At 59.1% G+C, this 18,483-nt stretch carries 22 protein-coding genes and 1 tRNA gene; 16 read left to right on the top strand and 7 right to left on the bottom strand.

Annotated features, from left to right (window positions below):
- The first annotated feature begins 60 nt into the window (after positions 1-60).
- On the top strand, positions 61-804 hold the full coding sequence (locus RJ40_RS02560) for a DNA polymerase sliding clamp (protein ID WP_265581790.1): 744 nt from the start codon (positions 61-63) through the stop codon (positions 802-804).
- Entirely contained in the window at positions 804-1,808 is a 1,005-nt protein-coding gene (gene priL / locus RJ40_RS02565; protein ID WP_265581791.1) for a DNA primase regulatory subunit PriL, read from the top strand. Before RJ40_RS02560 ends, priL begins: the two co-directional genes overlap by 1 nt.
- Positions 1,809-1,817: 9 nt before the next feature.
- Here the strand turns inward: priL and RJ40_RS02570 are convergent, their stop codons facing one another.
- On the bottom strand, positions 1,818-2,015 hold the full coding sequence (locus RJ40_RS02570; protein WP_265581792.1) for a hypothetical protein: 198 nt from the start codon (positions 2,013-2,015) through the stop codon (positions 1,818-1,820).
- Between the two features lie 97 nt (positions 2,016-2,112).
- On the opposite strand from RJ40_RS02570, the gene RJ40_RS02575 reads away from it, so the two are divergent.
- The 9 genes from RJ40_RS02575 to RJ40_RS02615 all read left to right on the top strand — a co-directional run bounded on the left by RJ40_RS02575 (position 2,113) and on the right by RJ40_RS02615 (position 7,644).
- Positions 2,113-2,295, top strand: a complete 183-nt coding sequence (locus RJ40_RS02575) for a hypothetical protein (RefSeq protein ID WP_265581793.1) — start codon at positions 2,113-2,115, stop codon at positions 2,293-2,295.
- A 477-nt stretch (positions 2,296-2,772) separates the two neighbouring features.
- Positions 2,773-3,516: a thiamine-phosphate synthase family protein gene (locus tag RJ40_RS02580; protein ID WP_265581794.1), complete on the top strand. Its 744-nt coding sequence runs from the start codon at positions 2,773-2,775 to the stop codon at positions 3,514-3,516.
- On the top strand, positions 3,507-3,701 hold the full coding sequence (locus RJ40_RS02585) for a 30S ribosomal protein S17e (RefSeq protein ID WP_265581795.1): 195 nt from the start codon (positions 3,507-3,509) through the stop codon (positions 3,699-3,701). Before RJ40_RS02580 ends, RJ40_RS02585 begins: the two co-directional genes overlap by 10 nt.
- 9 nt (positions 3,702-3,710) lie before the next feature.
- A complete protein-coding gene (gene dapA / locus RJ40_RS02590; protein WP_265581797.1) occupies positions 3,711-4,586 on the top strand; it encodes a 4-hydroxy-tetrahydrodipicolinate synthase in 876 nt (291 codons plus the stop codon).
- Positions 4,579-5,340 (top strand): 4-hydroxy-tetrahydrodipicolinate reductase, encoded by a 762-nt coding sequence (dapB, locus tag RJ40_RS02595; RefSeq protein ID WP_265581798.1) that lies wholly within the window; start codon positions 4,579-4,581, stop codon positions 5,338-5,340. Before dapA ends, dapB begins: the two co-directional genes overlap by 8 nt.
- Positions 5,341-5,403: 63 nt before the next feature.
- Positions 5,404-5,577 (top strand): 4Fe-4S binding protein, encoded by a 174-nt coding sequence (locus tag RJ40_RS02600; RefSeq protein ID WP_265581799.1) that lies wholly within the window; start codon positions 5,404-5,406, stop codon positions 5,575-5,577.
- Positions 5,578-5,801: 224 nt separating this feature from the next.
- The gene (gene asd / locus RJ40_RS02605; protein ID WP_265581800.1) at positions 5,802-6,818 is read left to right on the top strand and encodes an aspartate-semialdehyde dehydrogenase; all 1,017 of its coding nucleotides are present in this window, start codon (positions 5,802-5,804) and stop codon (positions 6,816-6,818) included.
- A 23-nt stretch (positions 6,819-6,841) separates the two neighbouring features.
- Positions 6,842-7,117, top strand: a complete 276-nt coding sequence (albA, locus tag RJ40_RS02610; protein ID WP_265581801.1) for a DNA-binding protein Alba — start codon at positions 6,842-6,844, stop codon at positions 7,115-7,117.
- A 92-nt stretch (positions 7,118-7,209) separates the two neighbouring features.
- Entirely contained in the window at positions 7,210-7,644 is a 435-nt protein-coding gene (locus RJ40_RS02615; RefSeq protein WP_265581802.1) for a hypothetical protein, read from the top strand.
- 554 nt (positions 7,645-8,198) lie between these two features.
- Here RJ40_RS02615 and RJ40_RS02620 read toward each other — a convergent pair.
- The 4 genes from RJ40_RS02620 to RJ40_RS02635 all read right to left on the bottom strand — a co-directional run bounded on the left by RJ40_RS02620 (position 8,199) and on the right by RJ40_RS02635 (position 11,953).
- Positions 8,199-9,332 carry a DUF373 family protein gene (locus tag RJ40_RS02620; protein WP_265581803.1) on the bottom strand — a complete coding sequence of 378 codons (1,134 nt, stop codon included), beginning with the start codon at positions 9,330-9,332 and terminating at the stop codon, positions 8,199-8,201.
- Between the two features lie 59 nt (positions 9,333-9,391).
- Positions 9,392-10,255 carry a coiled-coil protein gene (locus RJ40_RS02625; RefSeq protein WP_265581804.1) on the bottom strand — a complete coding sequence of 288 codons (864 nt, stop codon included), beginning with the start codon at positions 10,253-10,255 and terminating at the stop codon, positions 9,392-9,394.
- Positions 10,256-10,620: 365 nt separating this feature from the next.
- Positions 10,621-11,766 (bottom strand): cell division protein FtsZ, encoded by a 1,146-nt coding sequence (ftsZ, locus tag RJ40_RS02630; RefSeq protein WP_265581805.1) that lies wholly within the window; start codon positions 11,764-11,766, stop codon positions 10,621-10,623.
- A gap of 10 nt (positions 11,767-11,776) precedes the next feature.
- Entirely contained in the window at positions 11,777-11,953 is a 177-nt protein-coding gene (locus tag RJ40_RS02635) for a ribbon-helix-helix domain-containing protein (RefSeq protein WP_220682126.1), read from the bottom strand.
- A 199-nt stretch (positions 11,954-12,152) separates the two neighbouring features.
- On the opposite strand from RJ40_RS02635, the gene RJ40_RS02640 reads away from it, so the two are divergent.
- The 3 genes from RJ40_RS02640 to RJ40_RS02650 are packed head-to-tail and all read left to right on the top strand — an operon-like array spanning position 12,153 to position 15,055.
- Positions 12,153-13,151, top strand: coding sequence for a pyridoxal phosphate-dependent aminotransferase (locus tag RJ40_RS02640; RefSeq protein WP_265581806.1), 999 nt, complete (start codon positions 12,153-12,155; stop codon positions 13,149-13,151).
- Complete coding sequence (locus RJ40_RS02645) at positions 13,139-13,768, top strand: NTP transferase domain-containing protein (protein ID WP_265581807.1); 630 nt, start codon at positions 13,139-13,141, stop codon at positions 13,766-13,768. The genes RJ40_RS02640 and RJ40_RS02645 overlap by 13 nt, the downstream gene beginning before the upstream one ends.
- A 48-nt stretch (positions 13,769-13,816) precedes the next feature.
- Positions 13,817-15,055 carry an ornithine cyclodeaminase gene (locus RJ40_RS02650; RefSeq protein WP_265581808.1) on the top strand — a complete coding sequence of 413 codons (1,239 nt, stop codon included), beginning with the start codon at positions 13,817-13,819 and terminating at the stop codon, positions 15,053-15,055.
- On the opposite strand, the gene RJ40_RS02655 is transcribed toward RJ40_RS02650, so the two are convergent.
- The gene (locus RJ40_RS02655; protein WP_322743887.1) at positions 15,045-16,031 is read right to left on the bottom strand and encodes an archaeosine biosynthesis radical SAM protein RaSEA; all 987 of its coding nucleotides are present in this window, start codon (positions 16,029-16,031) and stop codon (positions 15,045-15,047) included. The genes RJ40_RS02650 and RJ40_RS02655 overlap by 11 nt on opposite strands.
- A gap of 37 nt (positions 16,032-16,068) precedes the next feature.
- On the opposite strand from RJ40_RS02655, the gene RJ40_RS02660 reads away from it, so the two are divergent.
- Positions 16,069-17,175: a hypothetical protein gene (locus RJ40_RS02660; RefSeq protein WP_265581810.1), complete on the top strand. Its 1,107-nt coding sequence runs from the start codon at positions 16,069-16,071 to the stop codon at positions 17,173-17,175.
- Between the two features lie 54 nt (positions 17,176-17,229).
- Positions 17,230-17,313: transfer RNA gene (locus RJ40_RS02665), tRNA-Ser, on the top strand.
- Between the two features lie 501 nt (positions 17,314-17,814).
- Here RJ40_RS02665 and RJ40_RS02670 read toward each other — a convergent pair.
- The gene (locus RJ40_RS02670) at positions 17,815-18,321 is read right to left on the bottom strand and encodes an EVE domain-containing protein (protein ID WP_265581811.1); all 507 of its coding nucleotides are present in this window, start codon (positions 18,319-18,321) and stop codon (positions 17,815-17,817) included.
- Positions 18,322-18,483: the final 162 nt, after the last annotated feature.

Here is an 18,483-nt window from a genome sequence, read left to right on the forward strand (position 1 = left end):
ACCGGATAGAATAAAAAATATCATGCTATAATGTATAAAGAGTCTTATAAGGGGTTTGTAATGTTAAAAGCAACGATTGATGCAGAAACCTTCAGGGAGTCGATCGACGCGGTGGCCGCGCTCGTGACCGAATGCCGGCTCCACGTCGACGAAGCCGGGATCAGGACATGCGCGGTCGACACCGCCAATGTCGCCATGGTCTCCCTCGAGTTGAGCAAGGACGCCTTCGAGACCTACGAGGCCGCCCCTGAAGAACTCGGGATCGATATCGCAAAGATGAAGAGCATCCTCGGGATGATGTCAAAGGGCGACCTCCTCTCCCTCAACCTCGCCGAGGGCAGCCACAGACTCGAACTCTCTTTCGGGAGTTACCAGTACTCGGTCACGCTCCTCGACGTCAACACTATCAGGAAGGATCCGAGTCCCCCCGCGATCGAGCTCCCCGGCAAGGTCGATCTCTCGGGCAGCGCTCTTTCCTCAGCAATCAAGGCCGCCGACGTCATCTCCGACAAGATCGCACTCGGGATAGACGAGAAAGCCGAGACCTTCTTTATGATGGCCGAAGGCGACACCGACCACATCAGACTCGAACTCGGGCGCGACCAGCTCATCGACATCCGGCCGGCAGAAGCGCGCTCCCTCTTCTCCCTCGACTATCTCAAGGACATGGGCAAGGTCATGGCCCGTACCGAGAAGGTCAGGGCGGAGATCGGCGTCGACCATCCGGTGCGTTTCCTCTTTGACCTGGCCGACGGGAACGGTCACATCCAGTACCTCCTTGCCCCGCGGATAGAGGCCGAGTAATGGGCATCGACCTGGACCTGAAGGATCTGGCACGATATCCTTTTTTGCAGGAGTCCCAGACATTTGCCAGGGACAGGACCGGGTCCATCGACACCTTCCTGGAGAGTCAGGTCGGCAAGATCGTCCTCCCGCATGCGGCAGCCCGCGTGAGGGCGGCGCTTTTCCCCGACCAGGTCGACCAGGACGAATCCGAGCCCCTCTCCGAGGTATCCATCTTCTCCTATGCCGTCGCCCGCGTCCTGGTCTCCTGTACAAAGGACCGGATGATGGCGGACCGGCTGGCCAGGTACGAGGCCGCACGCGCCGCCGCCGCTCTTCAGGACGAAGACCCCGCGATCAGGGCCTATGTCGCACAGAGCCTCGGGATCGATCTCGATGCGCGGACCATCCCGGTCACGACCTATGTGGAACTCGTCGCCCGTCTTCGCGATGACCGCTGGCGACTGGTCAACCGGCAGGTGCGGGAAGGCGCGGTCACCGTCGGCACCACCGAGGTGGGCGAACTGCTGCGCGAGCGGATCCGCGTCGTCGTCGGGAGAGACCTCCCGCTCAATGTCCCGACGTCGCTCTGCGATGCGCTCAAGCCCTATATCGACGAACTCACCGCCGCCCTGAGAGAGAAGACTCTCGAAGAGTTCGGCGAGGTGGACGAGACCTCCTTCCCCCCCTGTATCGCCGCCCTCATCAATGCCGTCACCGCCGGGACCAACCTCTCGCATATGGGCAGGTTCGCTCTCACGGCCTTCCTCCACAACATCGGGCTCACGACGACCCAGATCGCCGAGGTATTCCAGCGCGCTCCCGACTTCGACCTCTCGATAACAATGTACCAGGTCGAGCACATCTCCGGTCGGTCGGGAACTGAGTACACCGCTCCCTCGTGCGCGACGATGCGGACCTACGGGCTCTGTGTCCACAAAAATGCACTCTGCGAGACTATGAGCCATCCGCTCTCCTATTATCGACGCAAAAAATGGCAGCAAGAAAACAAAAAAAAGGAATAAACGGATTTTTCAGCTGATCTTTTCTTTGATGATATAGCCTGCGCCGCTCATCGTGACCAGGAAGATAACGAAGGCGGCGACGTAGGCAAGCCCGGTTCCCTCCGGCCTCATCCCCTCGGGGACAACCCCGGGCAGGGCGACGAGCAGCACGACGAAGAGCAGCAGGCTTACAGCCCCGGTCAGCACATCAAGTACACGCGCGTCCATATACTCACCTGTTTTGCCGTCCCCCTATTTCTCTTCTCCTGACGGTCTTTCATCCTTTTGTGGGTCATGACCCATCACCCTGGTATGGGCCGTGACCATGCACATGCCCCTCCCGGGCCGAGATGTCGTCTCCGAGTCGCTCGTCAGACATGGCATCACCGCGCGGGCCGCGGTGATGCGCGCCCTCACCAGAGCCTTCGGCGAGGATGTCGACCTCAGGGAGACGATCAGGATCCTCCATGACGTCGACGTCGAGGTCGTCGGCGAGGGGATGAAGTGACCTGCCCCCGTGTCGAGGGGGGCCAGGATCCCCGGGGAGGATGGACTTCCCGGAGTGGGCTGCCGGGCGGTGGAGCGGCACAACCACACGCACTTCAGGCGACAGCATCAACGGCTATATTATCCGCATGTGCCCCGGTCACATGGGGGAGCGACCTGTCACGCAGGGGCAAGGGCGGAGTCAAACCCCCGATGTTCACCCTGGAAGAGGGCTAACCATGAAAATGATCCTGACGTTCAATTCTGGAGTTCTTGATGGGAGTTCGGACACATATTTTGCTCCCATAACTGATATGCAGAGACAAAAACTTCCCTTAGAACGATCAGGGCCGCTGCCTTCCCTGGCACGAGGAGGTGGGACGGCGTGATGATCCGATGTGCCGCCCTCAATCGTAGAATCTTCACCGTCGTCTCTCGCCGGGGGGGCCCCGAACCCCTCCACGTATGAGGATAGCCGAGGGGCGGCGACTGAACAGAGTTGAAAAAGAAGTCCTTCGCCGCCTGGTGCGCGCGGGAGCGGATCGCCGCGGTCGGAGCACTCATGGACCTGACAGACTTCCACCAGATCGCCCTCGACACAAATTGCCGGGTGCAGAGAGGAACTCGACCCGCGGTAGGATTATGCCGGTTCAGGGCGAGGAGATCTGACATGACCGGAGATGAACGCGACCTGGCGCTCAGGCGGCTCGCCGAGGCGGTCGAACTCCTGAAAGAGGAGATGGATCCCGATCTCATCCCTGAAGTCGGAACCAACATCGCCTATGCGCTGGAAAAGGCGCGGAGTCCAGAAGACGTCGCCGCCGTGGAGGGTCGGATAGTCAGACTCGGCGATCAGGTCCATCCTGTCGGCGAGATCGCCTTCGGGACGAGCGACCATATGGCCAGGATCGTCCTGACAGCGATGCGGTTCGACCGGCGGGTACGGGCGGCCGCCAACATCAGGTTTGCCGATTTTCTCATCGAAGAACTGGAAGAGATGATGCTCGACATCAGGTACTTCGACCGCGTACAGGAACCGCCCGGAATAAAGACAATGGATTGGGGGGTCGCCTCCTGCTGCAAGACCGGCGTGCCGGACATCATCTATGACCGCGGGGCCGTGGGCAAGGAGCCGATGATCCGGATCCTGGGCGAGGATCCGATGGAGGTCGCGCACAATATTCTTAAACTGTCAAGACTCATTAAAGATACAAAATTGAGGGATAGGTGCGAATGGGAATAAAGCCAACATATATCAAGAGTCTCGCTCAGGACATGATGAAAACCCACGCTGGACGCTTCTCCGGCGATTTTGAGCAGAACAAGCAGGTCGTATCTGAGTTTTCAGTTATCGACTCCAAGTGTGTCAGGAACCGCGTCGCCGGCTACATCACAAGGAAGCAAAATACTAAAAGGACATCGGCATAACTCCTACTCATGTTCGAGGGAGTTTATCCAGCTATTATTACTCCTTTTTCACGGACGCCTGACCGGGCTCTCGACCTTGAGGGCCTCCGGTCAAATATAGCATATTTGATCGAAGAAGGAGTCCATGGAATCGTCCCCTGCGGTTCGACCGGGGAATCTGCCACCCTCACCTTCGAGGAGCACGAGCAGGTGATCGGGGTGGCGGTGGAGGCGGCAGACGGCAGGATCCCGGTGCTTGCCGGGACGGGATCAAACAACACCGCCGAGGCGGTACGGTTCACGAAGGCGGCGCGTGACCTCGGGGCGGACGGGGCCCTGGTCATCAGCCCGTATTACAACAAACCGAACCGCTCAGGACTGATCAAACACTTCACCGCCCTGGCCGACCTGGACATCCCGATCGTCATGTACAATGTCCCGGGGCGGACCGGACAGAACCTCCGGCCCGACCTGGTCGTTGAACTTGCCGATCACCCCAACATCGTCGGGATCAAGGAGGCGAGCGGCGACCTTGAGCAGGTCTCCATGATCATCGAAGAGACGCAGGACAAGGACTTCGCCGTCCTCTCAGGCGACGATGCCCTCACGCTCCCGATCCTTGCTCTTGGCGGGGCGGGCGTCATCTCGGTCGCCGCCGACCTCGAACCCGCACGGATGGTTGCGATGTACGAGGCCGTCCGGAGGGGCGACCTGGTCGAGGCGAGGAGGATCCATTACGGACTCTCACCGCTCTTCAGGGCGATGTTCATCGACACCAACCCCATCCCGGTGAAGACGGCCGCAGGGCTGCGCGGGATGGCCGCAGGGCCGGTCCGCCTCCCGCTCGACGAACTCGACACCGAGAAGATCGAGGCGCTCAGGGAGGTGCTGCGGCATTATGACTAAGGTCGTTGTCTGCGGTGCCCTCGGACGGATGGGGACGATCATCGGGCGTCTGGTCACAGAATCTCCAGACCTCGAACTCGTCGGCGGCGTCGACATCAGGGAAGGCTCCTTCTATGGGGCACCTGTCGTCGAGGCCGAGAAGATCGGCGAGTTCCTTGACGAGGTGCGGCCCGACGTACTTATCGACTTCACGGTGGCAAGCGCATCGGTCGAAAACATCAAGGCCGCGGCATCGCGCGGCGTTGCCCTGGTCGTCGGGACGACCGGGTTCTCAGTCGAACAGCGCGAGGAGATCAGGACGGCAGTCGAGGGGCACGTCCCCGCGGTCATCTCCAGCAACTACAGTGTCGGCGTGAACATCTTCTGGAAACTGATCCGCGAGGCGGCGCGCCTCCTGCGCGAGGGGTACGACGTGGAGGTGACCGAGGCCCACCACCGCTACAAGAAGGACGCACCGAGCGGCACGGCAAAGACCATCCTTGAGATCCTGGATGAAGAACTCGGTCCCCGCCCCCATGTCTACGGACGCGAGGGGATGAAGGAGCGGGAGAACGAGATAGGCGTCCATGTGGTCAGAGGCGGCGATATCGTCGGCGATCACTCGGTGCTCTTTGCCGGGAACTACGAGACCATCGAACTCTCGCACCGTGCCTATGACCGCGCAGTCTTCGCGAGCGGGGCCGTGCGGGCGGCGGCCTGGACCCATGGTCGGACACCGGGGATCTATTCGATGGACGACGTCCTGGGTCTCTGACCGGGCAGTTCCATCGAAATCTATTTCTCTGTTTTTTGTGAAGATATAGAACGGAGTATTAGTATGGTTGCAGTTGTTGACTCTGATCTGTGTGTTGGATGTGAAACGTGCGTCGATGAGTGCCCGGCAGAGGCCATCACTATGGAAGACGGTATTGCGGTCGTCGACAAGGACCTGTGTACCGACTGCGGAACCTGTGTCGACGTCTGTCCGGCAGAAGCCATCCAGATGGAATAATCTTTTCACCTTTTTTCTTTCGGATCTCTTCTGCCGATCCGCCGTGCACGCCTGGCCCCCTGCCTCCTGTCACCCGTGGATCGAAAGGCACATTTATCTATTTCGTTGCGTTCTTCACCAAATCGAATCTATCGCCCCCTTTAACGTCACTGATAGAGAAAAAATGGAGAATGCTCTGCAAAAGGAACATTTTAATAAACCTTCGCATATAGGTAGAGTCATCCATGATTACGGTAGGAGTTCTCGGCGCAACCGGTGCCGTCGGTCAGAGGTTTGTACAACTCCTGGCCGATCACCCCTGGTTCGACCTCGGGGTGCTGACGGCTTCGGAGCGCAGTGCTGGCAAGAAGTATCGTGAAGCGGTCAACTGGCGCCTTGATGTGCCGTTCCCTGAAAACGCGGGAGAGGTTGTTGTCAGCCCCACCACCGCCGAGGCGGTCAGGGACTGCGACATCGTCTTCTCGGCGCTGCCTGCAGATATCGCAGGGAAAGTCGAGGTCGAGGTGGCTGCCGCCGGCGTTGGTGTCTGTTCCAACGCCAGTTCACATCGGATGGACCCTGATGTCCCGCTCGTCATCCCCGAGGTCAATGCCGATCATCTCGGCCTCATCGAGGTGCAGCATGACCGGGGACGGGACGGTTTCATCGTCACCAACCCGAACTGCTCGACGATTATGCTTACTCTCGCTCTTGCACCTCTATGGTCGCTCGGCTTCTCTGGCGTCCAGGTGGCGACGATGCAAGCGATCTCGGGCGCTGGCTTTCAGGGTATCGCCGGCATGGAGATCTTCGACAATGTGGTCCCCTTCATCAAGAATGAAGAGGAGAAGATGGAGACCGAACCAAGGAAGATCATGGGAACATTTGATGGTGCTGCGGTCGAACCGGCTTCCTTCTCGGTGAGCGCATGCTGTAACCGGGTGCCGGTTATCGATGGCCATACTCTCTCGGTATGGCTTGACATGGACCGACCCCTCGATGAGATCAGGCGGGCGTTCGAGGAGTACGTAGCACCGTTCTCCGGCCTGCCGACGCAGCCCGCAAAGTCTGTTGAGTACCTGAAGCAGCCCGACCGTCCACAGCCGAGGCTCGACCGGAACCGCGGCAATGGCATGACAGTATCGGTTGGAAGACTGCGGGAGGGGCCGAGATTCGCTGCACTCGGCCACAACACCATCCGCGGTGCGGCCGGGGCATCGGTCCTGAATGCCGAGTTAATTTATAAGGAGAAGTATCTCTGATTGACCATCAGCAGAGGTGGACTATGTTGAAAGACAACACAGTATTCGTCGGGAACAAACCGGTGATGAACTACGTGCTCGCAGTCGTTACCCAGTTCAACAATGGTGCAGATGAAGTGGCTATAAAAGCAAGGGGCAAGGCTATTTCAAGGGCTGTCGACACGGCGGAGATTGCCATCAACCGTTTTCTGGATGGGGTCGCAAAAAAGGAGATCCTCACCTCGACTGAGATGATCGATACTGACACAGGAAAGACGAACGTGTCGAGTATCGAGATTATTCTGTCCCAAAACCTCTAACAGGGACATACCTCTTTTTTTCCCCGACCAGAAAGGCTATATGATCTCTCGTAAGAGATCTATTCTGAATGAGACGACTGGCGTATGGTCTTATGATCTTCCTGTGCCTCGCGGCGTTTGCGGTGCCCGCAACGGCTACGGAAAATGCATCTGAATATCGATATGGCTATATCACAGTCCAGAGCGTCGAGATCGATCTGGTCAACGAGGATGCAACCGTGAACGTCACATATGCCGTCGACGATGGTGTTCAAGTTCTTGTCCATTTTCTCGGGATGAGCGACCTGCGCACCAAGATTACCGAGGCGGCAAACTTCCAGAACGCCACTATAGAAGAGATTGGAATGGACCACGCGGTCCTCGCGGTCAATGGAGTGGCCAGGAGTTTTGATGACGGCACATTCCGCTTCTATGAACACGATTTCCTGGTATCAGTCCCCCAGCTCACCGTGAAGTCGCCACAGGAACAGCGGGTCTATTACAACACCACCCGTCTGCCGGCAAGCATAGGATACTTCAGGACGTAAGTCCCGGTTTCTCAGATTCGTTTTAATTAGGTACAGAGGCCCCGGCTAACAGGCCAGGGAGAGATTGCCCTTTCACCTTCAATACATTTTTCCCGGCTCTGTTGAATCGCTCATGAAGCGAAAGCACGTCTCAGGCGTACTGTATGAACATTGTTCTGAGGGGATCTTCTGATCGACGGGCCTTCCCCCGCGCTCGCTCCGGGGGTAGTGCCCCCGGCACCGGGTTTGGGAAGGCGTGATGATCAGATGTGCCGCCCTCATCGCAGGATCTTTCTCGCCGTCTCGCGCCGGGGGTTTCAACCACGTATGCGTGAACCTGGAGTTCATGCCCAATTCTACAAAACCTGAAAAACCGATCCTCCCGATCGATACCCACACTCCACAGAAGTGCCCGGCGTGTGAGCATACGTACAGGGAGACTTGCGAGGACATTGGGTACCGGGAGTGTGAGTTTCAACTCCATACCGATCCCACTGCTGCTCGAGCCATCGCTCAGACAGACATATCGTGCCCGAGAAGGCCATCTGTCAACCAGCCGAAGTAGCGGAGCCTAATTACAAACTCCGTCCTTCAGGGTGGGGTAGTTGACTCCCTTTTTTCTCGATCCAGCGGTTGATCAACGACTGGATGTACACCCCGACAAAAGCGAGGAAAAGCCCGGCGACCATCGAGTAGACCGCCCACTCCACCCCTGCGATCTCCTCGAACGGGAAATCCTTGATCATCGAGATCGAGAGCATGTATATGCTGATCCCATAGACGATGATCCCGATCGCCCCGATGAAGAAGGGGAGGACGATCACCTTGCCGAGGTCGACAATCTCATGGAGATAGACATCGATGATCTTGCCGATCGAGGCGGTGAGTCCGGCCACGGTGAACCACCCGATCGCCCCGAAGGCGAAGGTCAGGATGTGAAGGAGGAGGCCCTCCTCAGTGTAGTACGCGAGGAGGCTGTTGAGGCCGATGATGATCCCGACGATCACAAATAAAATCGCTGCGATATAGGAGACAAACGTGATCCGTCCCCGGTGCAGTGCGGTCTGGAGCGAGTTGATGCTGTAACTGAAGAACTCGTCCATCCCCAACCCTTTGAAGAGCAGATACAACCCGAGGGCCCCGACCACGATGATCGTCGCCCCTTCGGGGTACCCGATCAGGTACGCCGTCGCATAGATGAGCATCGCAAGGCCCAGGGGTATGAGAACCATCCTGGCGACCTTGGGGTCGTCGAGGAGTTTTTTGATGATATAGTAGGTCCCTTCGAGGTTCGGCATCTGGGTGACGATCACCCGCTGCACCCCGCTCACCACCATTCTCGACTGGACAACCGGGAGGACGTACTCATCCTCCGCACCATCGGAGATCAGAATGCAGGACTCCGCACCGGTCGAGTCGACAACCCCCATGAGGTCCGCGGCGATCTTACGGTCACCCTCGAGCATATGCATATGGTCGCCGGCAAGGAGGGCGACCTCGACCTCTTCGCCCTTCTCGACAAGGGCGTCGTACGTCTTGACCGCCTGGAAAATGGCATTGACATCAGAGTCTTCGGGGTCTGCGAGGCCCAGCGCTTCCGCAGCCTTCAGACATGCCTCCCTCCCGACCACCGGGCTTTTGACATTGGCCTTGAACCCAAGGTCGTCGTCCCGATCGACGCAGAGAATGAGTGTCGTGCCGTCAGCCATTAAGAAGGTACGTTGTTTTCAAAGTAATAAATGGTTGCGAATGGACAGAAAAAAGGGTATTAAATAAGTTTGGAACGCTGCAGGAGAAGAATGTCCTCGGTGGTGAGCTTCTCCCCGCCCTTGAAGAGATCGAAGATCCGCTCTGCTTCCTGGCGGACCTGCCGCTGCTCCTTCGTGACCTTGGTCTTCCTCTTCTTGTTGTGCAGACCGGAGATGACCTTGTCATAGTCACGGAGTTCCTTCTGACAGGCGATGAAGGCCTGGTGCTCCTCGTCGGCTGCCTCCTGTGCCTCGACAAATGCCTTGTGCTCGGCGTCGGCATTCTCACGGGACTGGTCGGCCTTGCGGTAGAAATCGACCATCTGATCGTGGTGGTTCTGGGCAAGCTCGGCGACCTCGGTCACCCTGTCGTGGATATCGGAGGCCTGCTTGCGCAGATCCCGGGCGGCCTGGAGTTTGGTCTTGAGATCCTTGTTCTGCTCAAGTTCGTCTTCCTGCTCCTTGATGGAGGCCTTCATCTGCTTGATCTTGTCGATCAGTTCCCGTTCCTTGTCGGTGGTGAAGACTTCGGTCTGCTGCCGAAATTCCATCGACTCGATCTGCCGCTGGAGCTCCTTGACACTTGAGTTGCGCTGAAATGAGGAGTGCTCCTTCTTGAAAGACTCGATCTCGCCAAAGTACTCGTTCGCCTGGGCGTTGATCTCGTTCCTCTGAACCTTCAGCTCCTTGACCTCGGTGTTGTATTTGTCACGGAGCTCCTTGTTCTTCTGGGCCTCCTCAACGAACTCACGGGTCTGGCCGTTGAGTTTATTCCTCTCTTTGGCATGGGAACTGGCGAGGGCGTTCAGTTCGTTCCGCCTATCTTTGTGCTGTTCAGACTCGGAAAGAGATTTCTTTCTTTTTTCGATCAGTTCATCCAACATGCTTTACCAATCCTCAAATCTCGGTACCAGTTGTATAGAGCCACCGGGTCTGTTGATGCACGGGCGGTGCCCGTAGGAACGTGAGGTGAAACAAAAGAAATGATACAACAAAAGATGCCATACGGAACAGAGACAGTCCTCCGTATCCTGTGCTCACAACGCTGTACATTGATGTTCAACTCCGATACCCTCTGGTGCATCCGACTTTTCGGTGTGCCGATTGCACCATGGCGATCCGCGGTGGGATATACCAGGATTTCTAATAATTAACGTCATTGTTCGTATTAAGCGTTTCGTTTGGGGCGAGGGGAATGAAAGCCGGTATCGCCGGTCCCGAAAAAAAGGGGGTTGTAGAGTTATACTGATCAGAGGAAGTCGATCAGGTGCCCGCTGGTCTTGTCCTGCGCGAAAGACCGCTGCGGAGCCGCCTGATGCCTTGCACGAGAAGCCGGTTCGCGGGAGGCCTGGAGCCCCGCATGGGCGCCGCCGAGGATCTGGGCGCTCTTGACCCCGGTCATGATGGCCATGACCCTGACCTTGCCCTCATAGTCGTTGTTCACCCGTGCACCCCAGATGACGTCGGCATGGGGGTCGAGTTCATAGGTGAGGGAACTTGCGATCTCCTCGGCGTCCTGGAGAGTGAGGTCGCTGCCGCCGGTGATGTGGATGAGGCTGCCGGTGGCTCCCCGGTAGTCGATGTCAAGGAGCGGGTGGGAGAGACACTCGTGGACGACGCTCTCGGCCTTGTTCTGCTGCTTGCTCTCGCCGACGAGCATGCAGGCGACGCCGCCCTTGCTCATGATTGCCCGTACGTCGGCATAGTCGATATTGATCAGAGAGGGCTGGGTGATCGTCTCCGAGATGCCCTTCACGGTCTCGGCAATGAGCTGGTCCATCACCGAGAAGGCCTGGCCCAGGGGGAGGTTGGGGACATAGTTGATGAGCCGGTTGTTGTCGAGGACAATGACCGAGTCGGCGCTGGCGGCGAGTTGCTGGAGCCCTTCCTCGGCGCGCAGCAGCCTGGCCTTCTCCACCTGGAAGGGGTAACTGACCATCCCGACGACGATCGCACCCTGCTCCTTTGCGATCTGGGCCACGACCGGGGCCACACCGGTGCCGGTGCCGCCGCCCATCCCGGCCGTGATGAAACAGAGGTCCGCGGTCTCAAGGAGTTTCTCCAGGGTCGGGCGCGCCATCTCCGCAGCCCGCTTGCCGACGTCAGGGAACCCGCCTGCGCCCAGACCCTTGGTGAGAGACTTGCCGATGAGCACCCGCTTGTCGGCCTGGATCATGTCCAGGTGCTGCTTGTCGGTGTTGACGGCAATGGTCTCCGCCCCATTGACCTGCATGTGGTAGAGCCGGTTTATCGTGTTGTTGCCCGCGCCGCCACAGCCAACGATGACGATCCTGGGCTGGCCGAGGAAATCGTCTTCATCACCAATTACTCCTCCATTATATCTTGTTTGTTCCATTTCGGCATTTTTCAGTGCCTCATTGATGATCGTCTGCATCAAAATCCTCCTAAACCTTCACTGACACCTGGTCGCTCTCCCGCAACGCCCGGTCACCACGCTTCTCGACAAGATCCCGTACCGCGTGCCGTACCGCCTCGGACACCGTTGGGAACTCACCGCTATCGACAAGCCTTTGAAGCATTTCGACCTGCTGTTTTGGAAGTCTGATCGTGATCCGCTCCATCTTCATCCTCGGGGGGAAATCTGACAATTGGCAGACGAGCGTATGCCAGTTGTCAGACAGAAAGATGCTATCTGTCTGATCGCTGCACCAGTTGAATGAATTAACATTATGATAGTATAAAAAGATTTTGAATTGCGTTTTTGCCGATGAGTATCCTTATATGGCATGGAATGCCAAATTTGCGTGAATACGTGTCGATATGACCTCGCAGATACCAGACAAGATTATTCACGGCGGGACCGTGCGGTGGCATAAGAAGCATTCTGAGATAGATCTCCTTGATTTCAGTGCGAGTATCAATCCCTTCCCCCCTACTGTCTCTCTCACCCCTCCTGATGAGGAGGCGATCACCTCCTATCCCGACGACCGGTATGAGGAGTTGAAGGAAGCGATCGCCGTACACTTCAGGAGGGCACCAGAGGAGGTCACTCTGGGCAATGGCTCGGTCGAGGTGATCCGCACTTTCTGTGCTGCCACCCTCGGCCCGGGCATGCGCGCCGCGATCATCCCGCCGACCTTCGGAGAGTACGAGATGGCGGCGCGCCTCGCCGGGGGAGCGGTCACCACCGATCCTCGGGGGGCCGCGGTCAGATTTCTCTGCAATCCCAACAACCCGGACGGTACGCTCACCGGCCGCGACGAAGTGCTCGCCCTCCTCGACAACCTCCCCGAAGGCCAGCGACTCTTTATCGATGAGGCCTTCATCGAACTCGCCGACCCGGCCGAGAGTGTCTCTGATGTACGTCACCGGGCGCTCTTTGTCTCCAGGTCGATCACCAAGTCCTTCGCCGTACCCGGCCTGCGGTTCGGCTTCGGCCTCGGCGACCCCGACCTCATCGCCGAACTCGAAGCCCGTCGCCTCCCCTGGACCGTCAACGCCTGGGCCGAGGCCTTCGCGCTACGTGCCCTCCGCCACGCCGACGATCTCGCCGAGTCCAGGCGGCTGATCAGGGGGGAGCGGGCATGGCTTACCCGCGAACTCCGGGCTCTCGGCCTCGCCCCATACCCATCCTCTGCCAACTACCTCCTGGTTCCGGTCCCGTGTCCGGCCTCCGACCTGGCCGCGACCCTGATGAAGCAGGGGGTGCTGGTGCGGGACTGCACATCCTTCGGCCTTCCCCATGCGATCCGGGTGGCCGTGCGGCGACTGGACGAGAACAGGAGACTTGTGGAGGCCATCGCTGGATGCTTGCCCTGATTCTGGCCGGCGGCCAGGGTTCCAGGCTCAACATGGGCGAAAAACCCCTGGTGACCATCTGCGGCCGACCGATGATCGAGTACGTCGTCGAGGCCTTCACCCTGGCCGGTTGCGAGACGGTGGTCGTCGCCTCCCAGCAGACCCCCTACACCAGAAACTGGTGCCGGGCCCATGGGATCTCTCTCTACTCGGCAGGCGCCCGCGGGTATGTCGCGGACATCGTCGAGGCCGTCACCGAACTCGGCGAGGAGGGGCCGATCATCACCTCGGTCTCGGATATCCCCTGCGTCACCCCCGACCTGGTGACGAGAGTGCAGGAGGCCTATCAGGAGTCCGGCACCCCTGCCCTCTCCACCTGGGTGCCGGCGGCACACTGCACCGGGTCGGCATTGCGGGCCTCGTATCAGGAGTATATCGACGGGGTCGCCGCCTGCCCGGCCGGGGTGAACGTCCTTCTCGGTGCCCGGATCGAGGAGGAGCAGAAGGAGTCTCGCCTCCTTATCGACGACCCTGCCCTCGGGCTCAACGTCAACACGCGCGCGGATCTCGCCCGTGCGGCGCGCCGTCTCTGTCCGGAAGCGGCGGGCGCATCCGACAGGTTCGGGCGTGAATCCTGAATTTTATCCTTTAGAAACCATATTAACCTGCACGGTCGAAATCTCTCTATGCAAGCTTCCCGGGAGATAGAACTGGAAGGGCATATCATCGATTCAGGCGTCATGACGATGGTCATGGACCGGGTCATGGATATGGGCGGGGATTTTGAGACCCTCGTCTTCGATATCGGGAAGAAAAAGACCGACACCAGTTATGCACGCCTACGGGTGAGCGCCCAGGACGAGGGCCATCTCGAGGCGATCCTCAGCGAACTCTTCAGGCTCGGGGCACACCTCCCGGTCTCCACCGACGCCAGGCTTGTCCCGGTGGAAGGCGACCGGATCGTTCCCAAGGGCTTCTACTCGACGACCAACCACCCGACCTGGATCAAGTTCAGGGGCGAGTGGATCCCGGTCGAAGACCTGGAGATGGACTGTCTCCTGGTCATCGACCCCGAAGAGAAGCGGGCCTTCTGCACTCCCCTCTCCAAACTCAGGAAGGGAGACTGTGTCGTCGTCGGTGACGACGGGGTCAAGGTCGAGTTCCCCCAGCGGCCGCGCGAAGGGGGCCGGTTTGAGTTCATGCACGGGACCGTCTCGTCCGAGCGCCCTTCAGAGACGCTCATCGAGAAGATCGCCCGCGAGATCCTGGACATCAAGCGCGAGAACGGCAAGATTGTCCTGGTCGGCGGGCCTGCAATCATCCATGCCGGCGGCGGTGCGGCACTGGCCGAGATCATCCGTGAGGGCTACATCGACACCCTCTTCGCGGGCAACGCCCTGGCCACCCACGACATCGAGTTCAACCTCTTCGGCACCTCCCTCGGGATGAACATCAAGACGGCGAAACTCGTCACCGGCGGGCACAAACACCACATCTATGCCATCTCCGAGGTGATGCGGGCGGGCTCGATCAAGGACGCGGTAGAGCAGGGCGTCATCACCGGCGGCGTGATGTATGAGTGCGTGAAGCGTGACGTCCCCTTCGTTCTTGCAGGATCGATCCGGGACGACGGACCCCTGCCCGACGTCATCACCGACGTGATGGTGGCCCAGGACCGGATGCGCGAGCACCTCCGCGGGGCGAAGATGGTGCTGATGGTCTCGACGCTCCTCCACTCGGTGGCAGTCGGCAACTGCCTGCCCTCGCAGGTGAAGACGATCTGCGTGGACATCAACCCGGCCTCGGTGACCAAACTGATGGACCGCGGCACCTCGCAGGCGATCGGGGTCGTTTCGGACGCAGGCACCTTCTTCCCGATGCTTGCGAGAAAACTGGAAGAACTCTCAGAAAAAGTCAGCGAGTAAGGGGCATGCACCATGGGCGTTCGTGCCCCATGACATACTCCCACTCTTTTTTGCATCCGCACTCCACCTCGTCGAGGAGAGCGCGGACCAGTTCCACGTCGCCGGTGAGGGCGAAGTCGTTGATCCCCTGGACAAGGTCGCGGTCGCAGGTCCCGCAGTTGTGCGGTCCCCGCGTCGCACCCCCGCCGACGGGATCGCAGAAGACCGGGACGTCGCCGGAGATGTCCGCGAGCACTTCGAGGATGGACCAGAGGTACGGCGGGCGGTAGGTGCGTTCCTTCCAGGCCTGTTCCAGTTCGGTGCCCCGCTGGACGGTGCAGGCATTCATCGAGATCATCCCGCAGTACGGGGTCACCTCCAGGATCGATTTTTTCATGTCCTCGACCGCTTCTTTCTCGGTGAGGAACATCGGCTTGAGGAGAAGGTAAGCCTTCACCCCGGCCCCGGCCGCACCTGCCCGCTTCGAGGCGGCGATGAAGTCGTCGAAGGTGAAGCCCTTCCTGATCGATTTTTCCCTGATCGCGTCGTCGGTCGTCTCCAGTCCGACAGCGATGTGGAGAGGGGTATCGAAATCTCCGGTGTCGAGGGCGGCTACCATCGCCGCCGTGCCCTCTTCCTCGACGTACTCGGGGCGGGTCTCGACGACGACGACTTTCCCGGCAAAGGCCCGGCAGACGTCCTCCCTGAAGGCCGGGGGTACCTCGACCGGGTCGAGGAAACTCCCGGAGGTGAAGATCTTCACCATCTGCACGGCCGTGAGGTCGAAGTGCTCCTCCACCCAGGCGAGTTGCCCGCGCATCTGCGCGAGGATCTCCTCTTGAGATGCCCCAAAGTAGCCCTCAAACCGGTACCCGCACATCAGACACCGGCGGTACGAGCATCCGCCGCTCTTGAAGATGACGGTGAGCGAATCGAGAACCGAGCCCTCATATCGGTCCTTTCCCTTCCACGTCGCCAGAGGTTTGATCGACTCCATAGATACCATTAACACTTCATTCGTTGATCTTTTACCTATGAAAAGGGTTGTTCTCCCCCTGATCTGTCTGCTCTGTCTCCTCTTTCTGACCGGGCCAGCATCAGCAGCATTTGTAAAGATTGCGACCCCTGAATCGGTCAATGCAGGTCAGACCCTCGAGGTCACCGGCACGACCACGGGCGTGAACCCTGGTTACACCTTCAATGTCGTCCTCTATAAGATCGGCGGCAGCAAGTCGGAGATCGACCGGCAACAGGTGATCGTCCAGGATGACGGGAACTTCACTGTCGACTTCAAGACCGACGGCCTGAAGAGCGGAACCTACTCGACCGAGGTTGCAACCAAGGGCGAAGATATCTTCGGCGGGAGTTCGAAGAGAGTCACCATCTTCAACGTGGTGAACCGCGCCGACGACTTCACCGTCACCTCTCCATCCACCCAGGAGTTCGACGGCACGCTCAATGTCGCCGGAAAGATCAAAGACTATGCCGACGGCGGCGTCCGCCTGACCGTCACGGGTTCGGGCAAGAAGACAGTCTATGGCCCCACCTGGATCACCACCACGCAGGGAGTCTTCTCCGAGGAAGTACCGATCGCCTCCGGCGGCCGGTATGTGGTCGAGGTCATGGACAACTCCAGTTATCTCTGGCAGACCGACTTTATGGTGACCGGCGGGATCGTCACCGGCACCCCCACACCTGTCCCCTCGGACGGACAGCCTGCGGGCGCGGTCTACTCGGCCGCAGCCCCGGCTTCCCGCGACGCCCCGGCCTACTTTGCCGTCGAGACCAGCGGCGGTGAGATCACCATCGCCACTTCTTCAGGTACCGACTGGGTGATGGAGTACATCGACACCGACGGCACGAAGACCGTGGTCAACGAACAGGGTGCCTCGGCCCCTGAGTCGGTCACCTTCGATGCCGACGCGGGCACCGTCTATGTGAAGGTCACCCCGCAGCTCTACACCGGCGAGGGCACCGTGACCGTCACCGCCGAGAACGTCCGCTCGGTCGCGGCCGATCTCTCGGTCGCCGAGAAGTTCGGCGACGCCGTCCCCGAACCGACGACCCAGAGCCCCCTCCCGCTCTGGCCAGTCTGTGCAGCACTGGTGCTGGGTGCCGTCCTCTTCACCAGGCGGGCGTGAGCGCCTTTCGGCGCATATCTTTTTTATGCGCAGCCTGCCAATAGGGTATGGCAAGCCGGGATAGTCTAGTCCGGTAAGGCGACGGCCTTGAAAGCCGTTGGTGTCCGCACCTCGGGAGTTCAAATCTCCCTCCCGGCGTTTTTGAAACAGGTTCCAGATCTCTTCTCGTGGCGAGTCAAGAACAAAAGGTTGCCAGGAGAATGCGATTGAACGACAGAAATTTTCTGTACTGATTTTTATGTGTGGGGCACTCGCCCCCCCGCCCCTGCGTGAAGAGAGCGCCGGGGTGAGACCACTCTCTTCATGATCTCCCTGCTGCCTTCCTGTCCCTATCGCAATTCCGGGGGTTCCGGGGGCAGCGCCCCCGGCGCGATTCATGGAGGAAGGCACGTCGATCAGACGGGCCGCCCCCACAGAAGAACAAGAAAACTCACCCTGCTCTCTCGCGCCTGGGGGAGACCCCCCGGACCCCCCACGGCGAAGATAGGGGCGGGGCGGCAACGAAGCGGCGGTCTTGCCCGTTGCCCCCCGCCGTGAAGAGCGTTATCAGGAAAACCCGGCCAGAGATTTTGGGTTTGACATGACACGAGAAATCATTCTACCAACTCTGTTGAATCAGGCACGAGCCGGAAGCATGCCTCAGATGTTGGGGGCTCTTTGATCCATCCCCTCACCGTCGGGGGGGAATCGACCCCCCGGTTTCTTTGCCATCTTCATGATGAGTGCATGGTCCTCTTCCGTGATCGCTCGCATCGCCTGCCCCTTGATCCGGTCTGACCACTGCTTTTTGTCGGTGATGAATTTCAGGCGAGGGATGAGGGGCGTGAACTCCACGGGCGGGTCGAAGATTGTGATCGTCTTCAGTCTGACCCGCAGTGGAAAAACCTCGTCCCCGAGTTTTCTTGGGGCGGTGAAGATCGGATCGGTGTCCTCATAGACAACGGAGACGATCTCGAAGCACCCGATGATCGCAGGCGGCAGGGTAACGTCTTTATCGACCGCCTCGTGCCCGACATGGAGGAGCAGGGTGTCGCCAGGTCTAATCCTGTTGATCTGGCTGACGTCCCTCTTCGGGACGCCCCAGATCTCCTTTTTTATCACGACGTCTGCATTCTCACGGGTGGAGGTGGCGAGCCAGCGGATCATGAAGTGCAGTATAGTTCGTGTTTGGAAAAAGGTATCGAAGGGTCTCCCTGACCAGGGATGCGATGCCTTCATCACCAGATCCATCACGTCCACACAGGCGAAAAGATCTCTGACCAGGTATTTTCGCTGGCATAAGAAGAAAAATGGGGCTCTGTTGAATTC

It is taken from the genome of Methanofollis aquaemaris, assembly GCF_017357525.1.
Lineage (GTDB): Archaea > Halobacteriota > Methanomicrobia > Methanomicrobiales > Methanofollaceae > Methanofollis > Methanofollis aquaemaris.

Excerpts from the sequence above, each read along its gene's own strand:
- RJ40_RS02560 (WP_265581790.1), top strand. The coding sequence starts at position 61 with ATGTTAAAAGCAACGATTGATGCAGAAACCTTCAGGGAGTCGATCGAC.
- priL (WP_265581791.1), top strand. The coding sequence starts at position 804 with ATGGGCATCGACCTGGACCTGAAGGATCTGGCACGATATCCTTTTTTG.
- RJ40_RS02570 (WP_265581792.1), bottom strand. The coding sequence starts at position 2,015 with ATGGACGCGCGTGTACTTGATGTGCTGACCGGGGCTGTAAGCCTGCTG.
- RJ40_RS02575 (WP_265581793.1), top strand. The coding sequence starts at position 2,113 with ATGCACATGCCCCTCCCGGGCCGAGATGTCGTCTCCGAGTCGCTCGTC.
- RJ40_RS02585 (WP_265581795.1), top strand. The coding sequence starts at position 3,507 with ATGGGAATAAAGCCAACATATATCAAGAGTCTCGCTCAGGACATGATG.
- dapA (WP_265581797.1), top strand. The coding sequence starts at position 3,711 with ATGTTCGAGGGAGTTTATCCAGCTATTATTACTCCTTTTTCACGGACG.
- dapB (WP_265581798.1), top strand. The coding sequence starts at position 4,579 with ATGACTAAGGTCGTTGTCTGCGGTGCCCTCGGACGGATGGGGACGATC.
- RJ40_RS02600 (WP_265581799.1), top strand. The coding sequence starts at position 5,404 with ATGGTTGCAGTTGTTGACTCTGATCTGTGTGTTGGATGTGAAACGTGC.
- asd (WP_265581800.1), top strand. The coding sequence starts at position 5,802 with ATGATTACGGTAGGAGTTCTCGGCGCAACCGGTGCCGTCGGTCAGAGG.
- albA (WP_265581801.1), top strand. The coding sequence starts at position 6,842 with ATGTTGAAAGACAACACAGTATTCGTCGGGAACAAACCGGTGATGAAC.
- RJ40_RS02615 (WP_265581802.1), top strand. The coding sequence starts at position 7,210 with ATGATCTTCCTGTGCCTCGCGGCGTTTGCGGTGCCCGCAACGGCTACG.
- RJ40_RS02620 (WP_265581803.1), bottom strand. The coding sequence starts at position 9,332 with ATGGCTGACGGCACGACACTCATTCTCTGCGTCGATCGGGACGACGAC.
- RJ40_RS02625 (WP_265581804.1), bottom strand. The coding sequence starts at position 10,255 with ATGTTGGATGAACTGATCGAAAAAAGAAAGAAATCTCTTTCCGAGTCT.
- ftsZ (WP_265581805.1), bottom strand. The coding sequence starts at position 11,766 with ATGCAGACGATCATCAATGAGGCACTGAAAAATGCCGAAATGGAACAA.
- RJ40_RS02635 (WP_220682126.1), bottom strand. The coding sequence starts at position 11,953 with ATGGAGCGGATCACGATCAGACTTCCAAAACAGCAGGTCGAAATGCTT.
- RJ40_RS02640 (WP_265581806.1), top strand. The coding sequence starts at position 12,153 with ATGACCTCGCAGATACCAGACAAGATTATTCACGGCGGGACCGTGCGG.
- RJ40_RS02645 (WP_265581807.1), top strand. The coding sequence starts at position 13,139 with ATGCTTGCCCTGATTCTGGCCGGCGGCCAGGGTTCCAGGCTCAACATG.
- RJ40_RS02650 (WP_265581808.1), top strand. The coding sequence starts at position 13,817 with ATGCAAGCTTCCCGGGAGATAGAACTGGAAGGGCATATCATCGATTCA.
- RJ40_RS02655 (WP_322743887.1), bottom strand. The coding sequence starts at position 16,031 with ATGGAGTCGATCAAACCTCTGGCGACGTGGAAGGGAAAGGACCGATAT.
- RJ40_RS02660 (WP_265581810.1), top strand. The coding sequence starts at position 16,069 with ATGAAAAGGGTTGTTCTCCCCCTGATCTGTCTGCTCTGTCTCCTCTTT.
- RJ40_RS02670 (WP_265581811.1), bottom strand. The coding sequence starts at position 18,321 with ATGATCCGCTGGCTCGCCACCTCCACCCGTGAGAATGCAGACGTCGTG.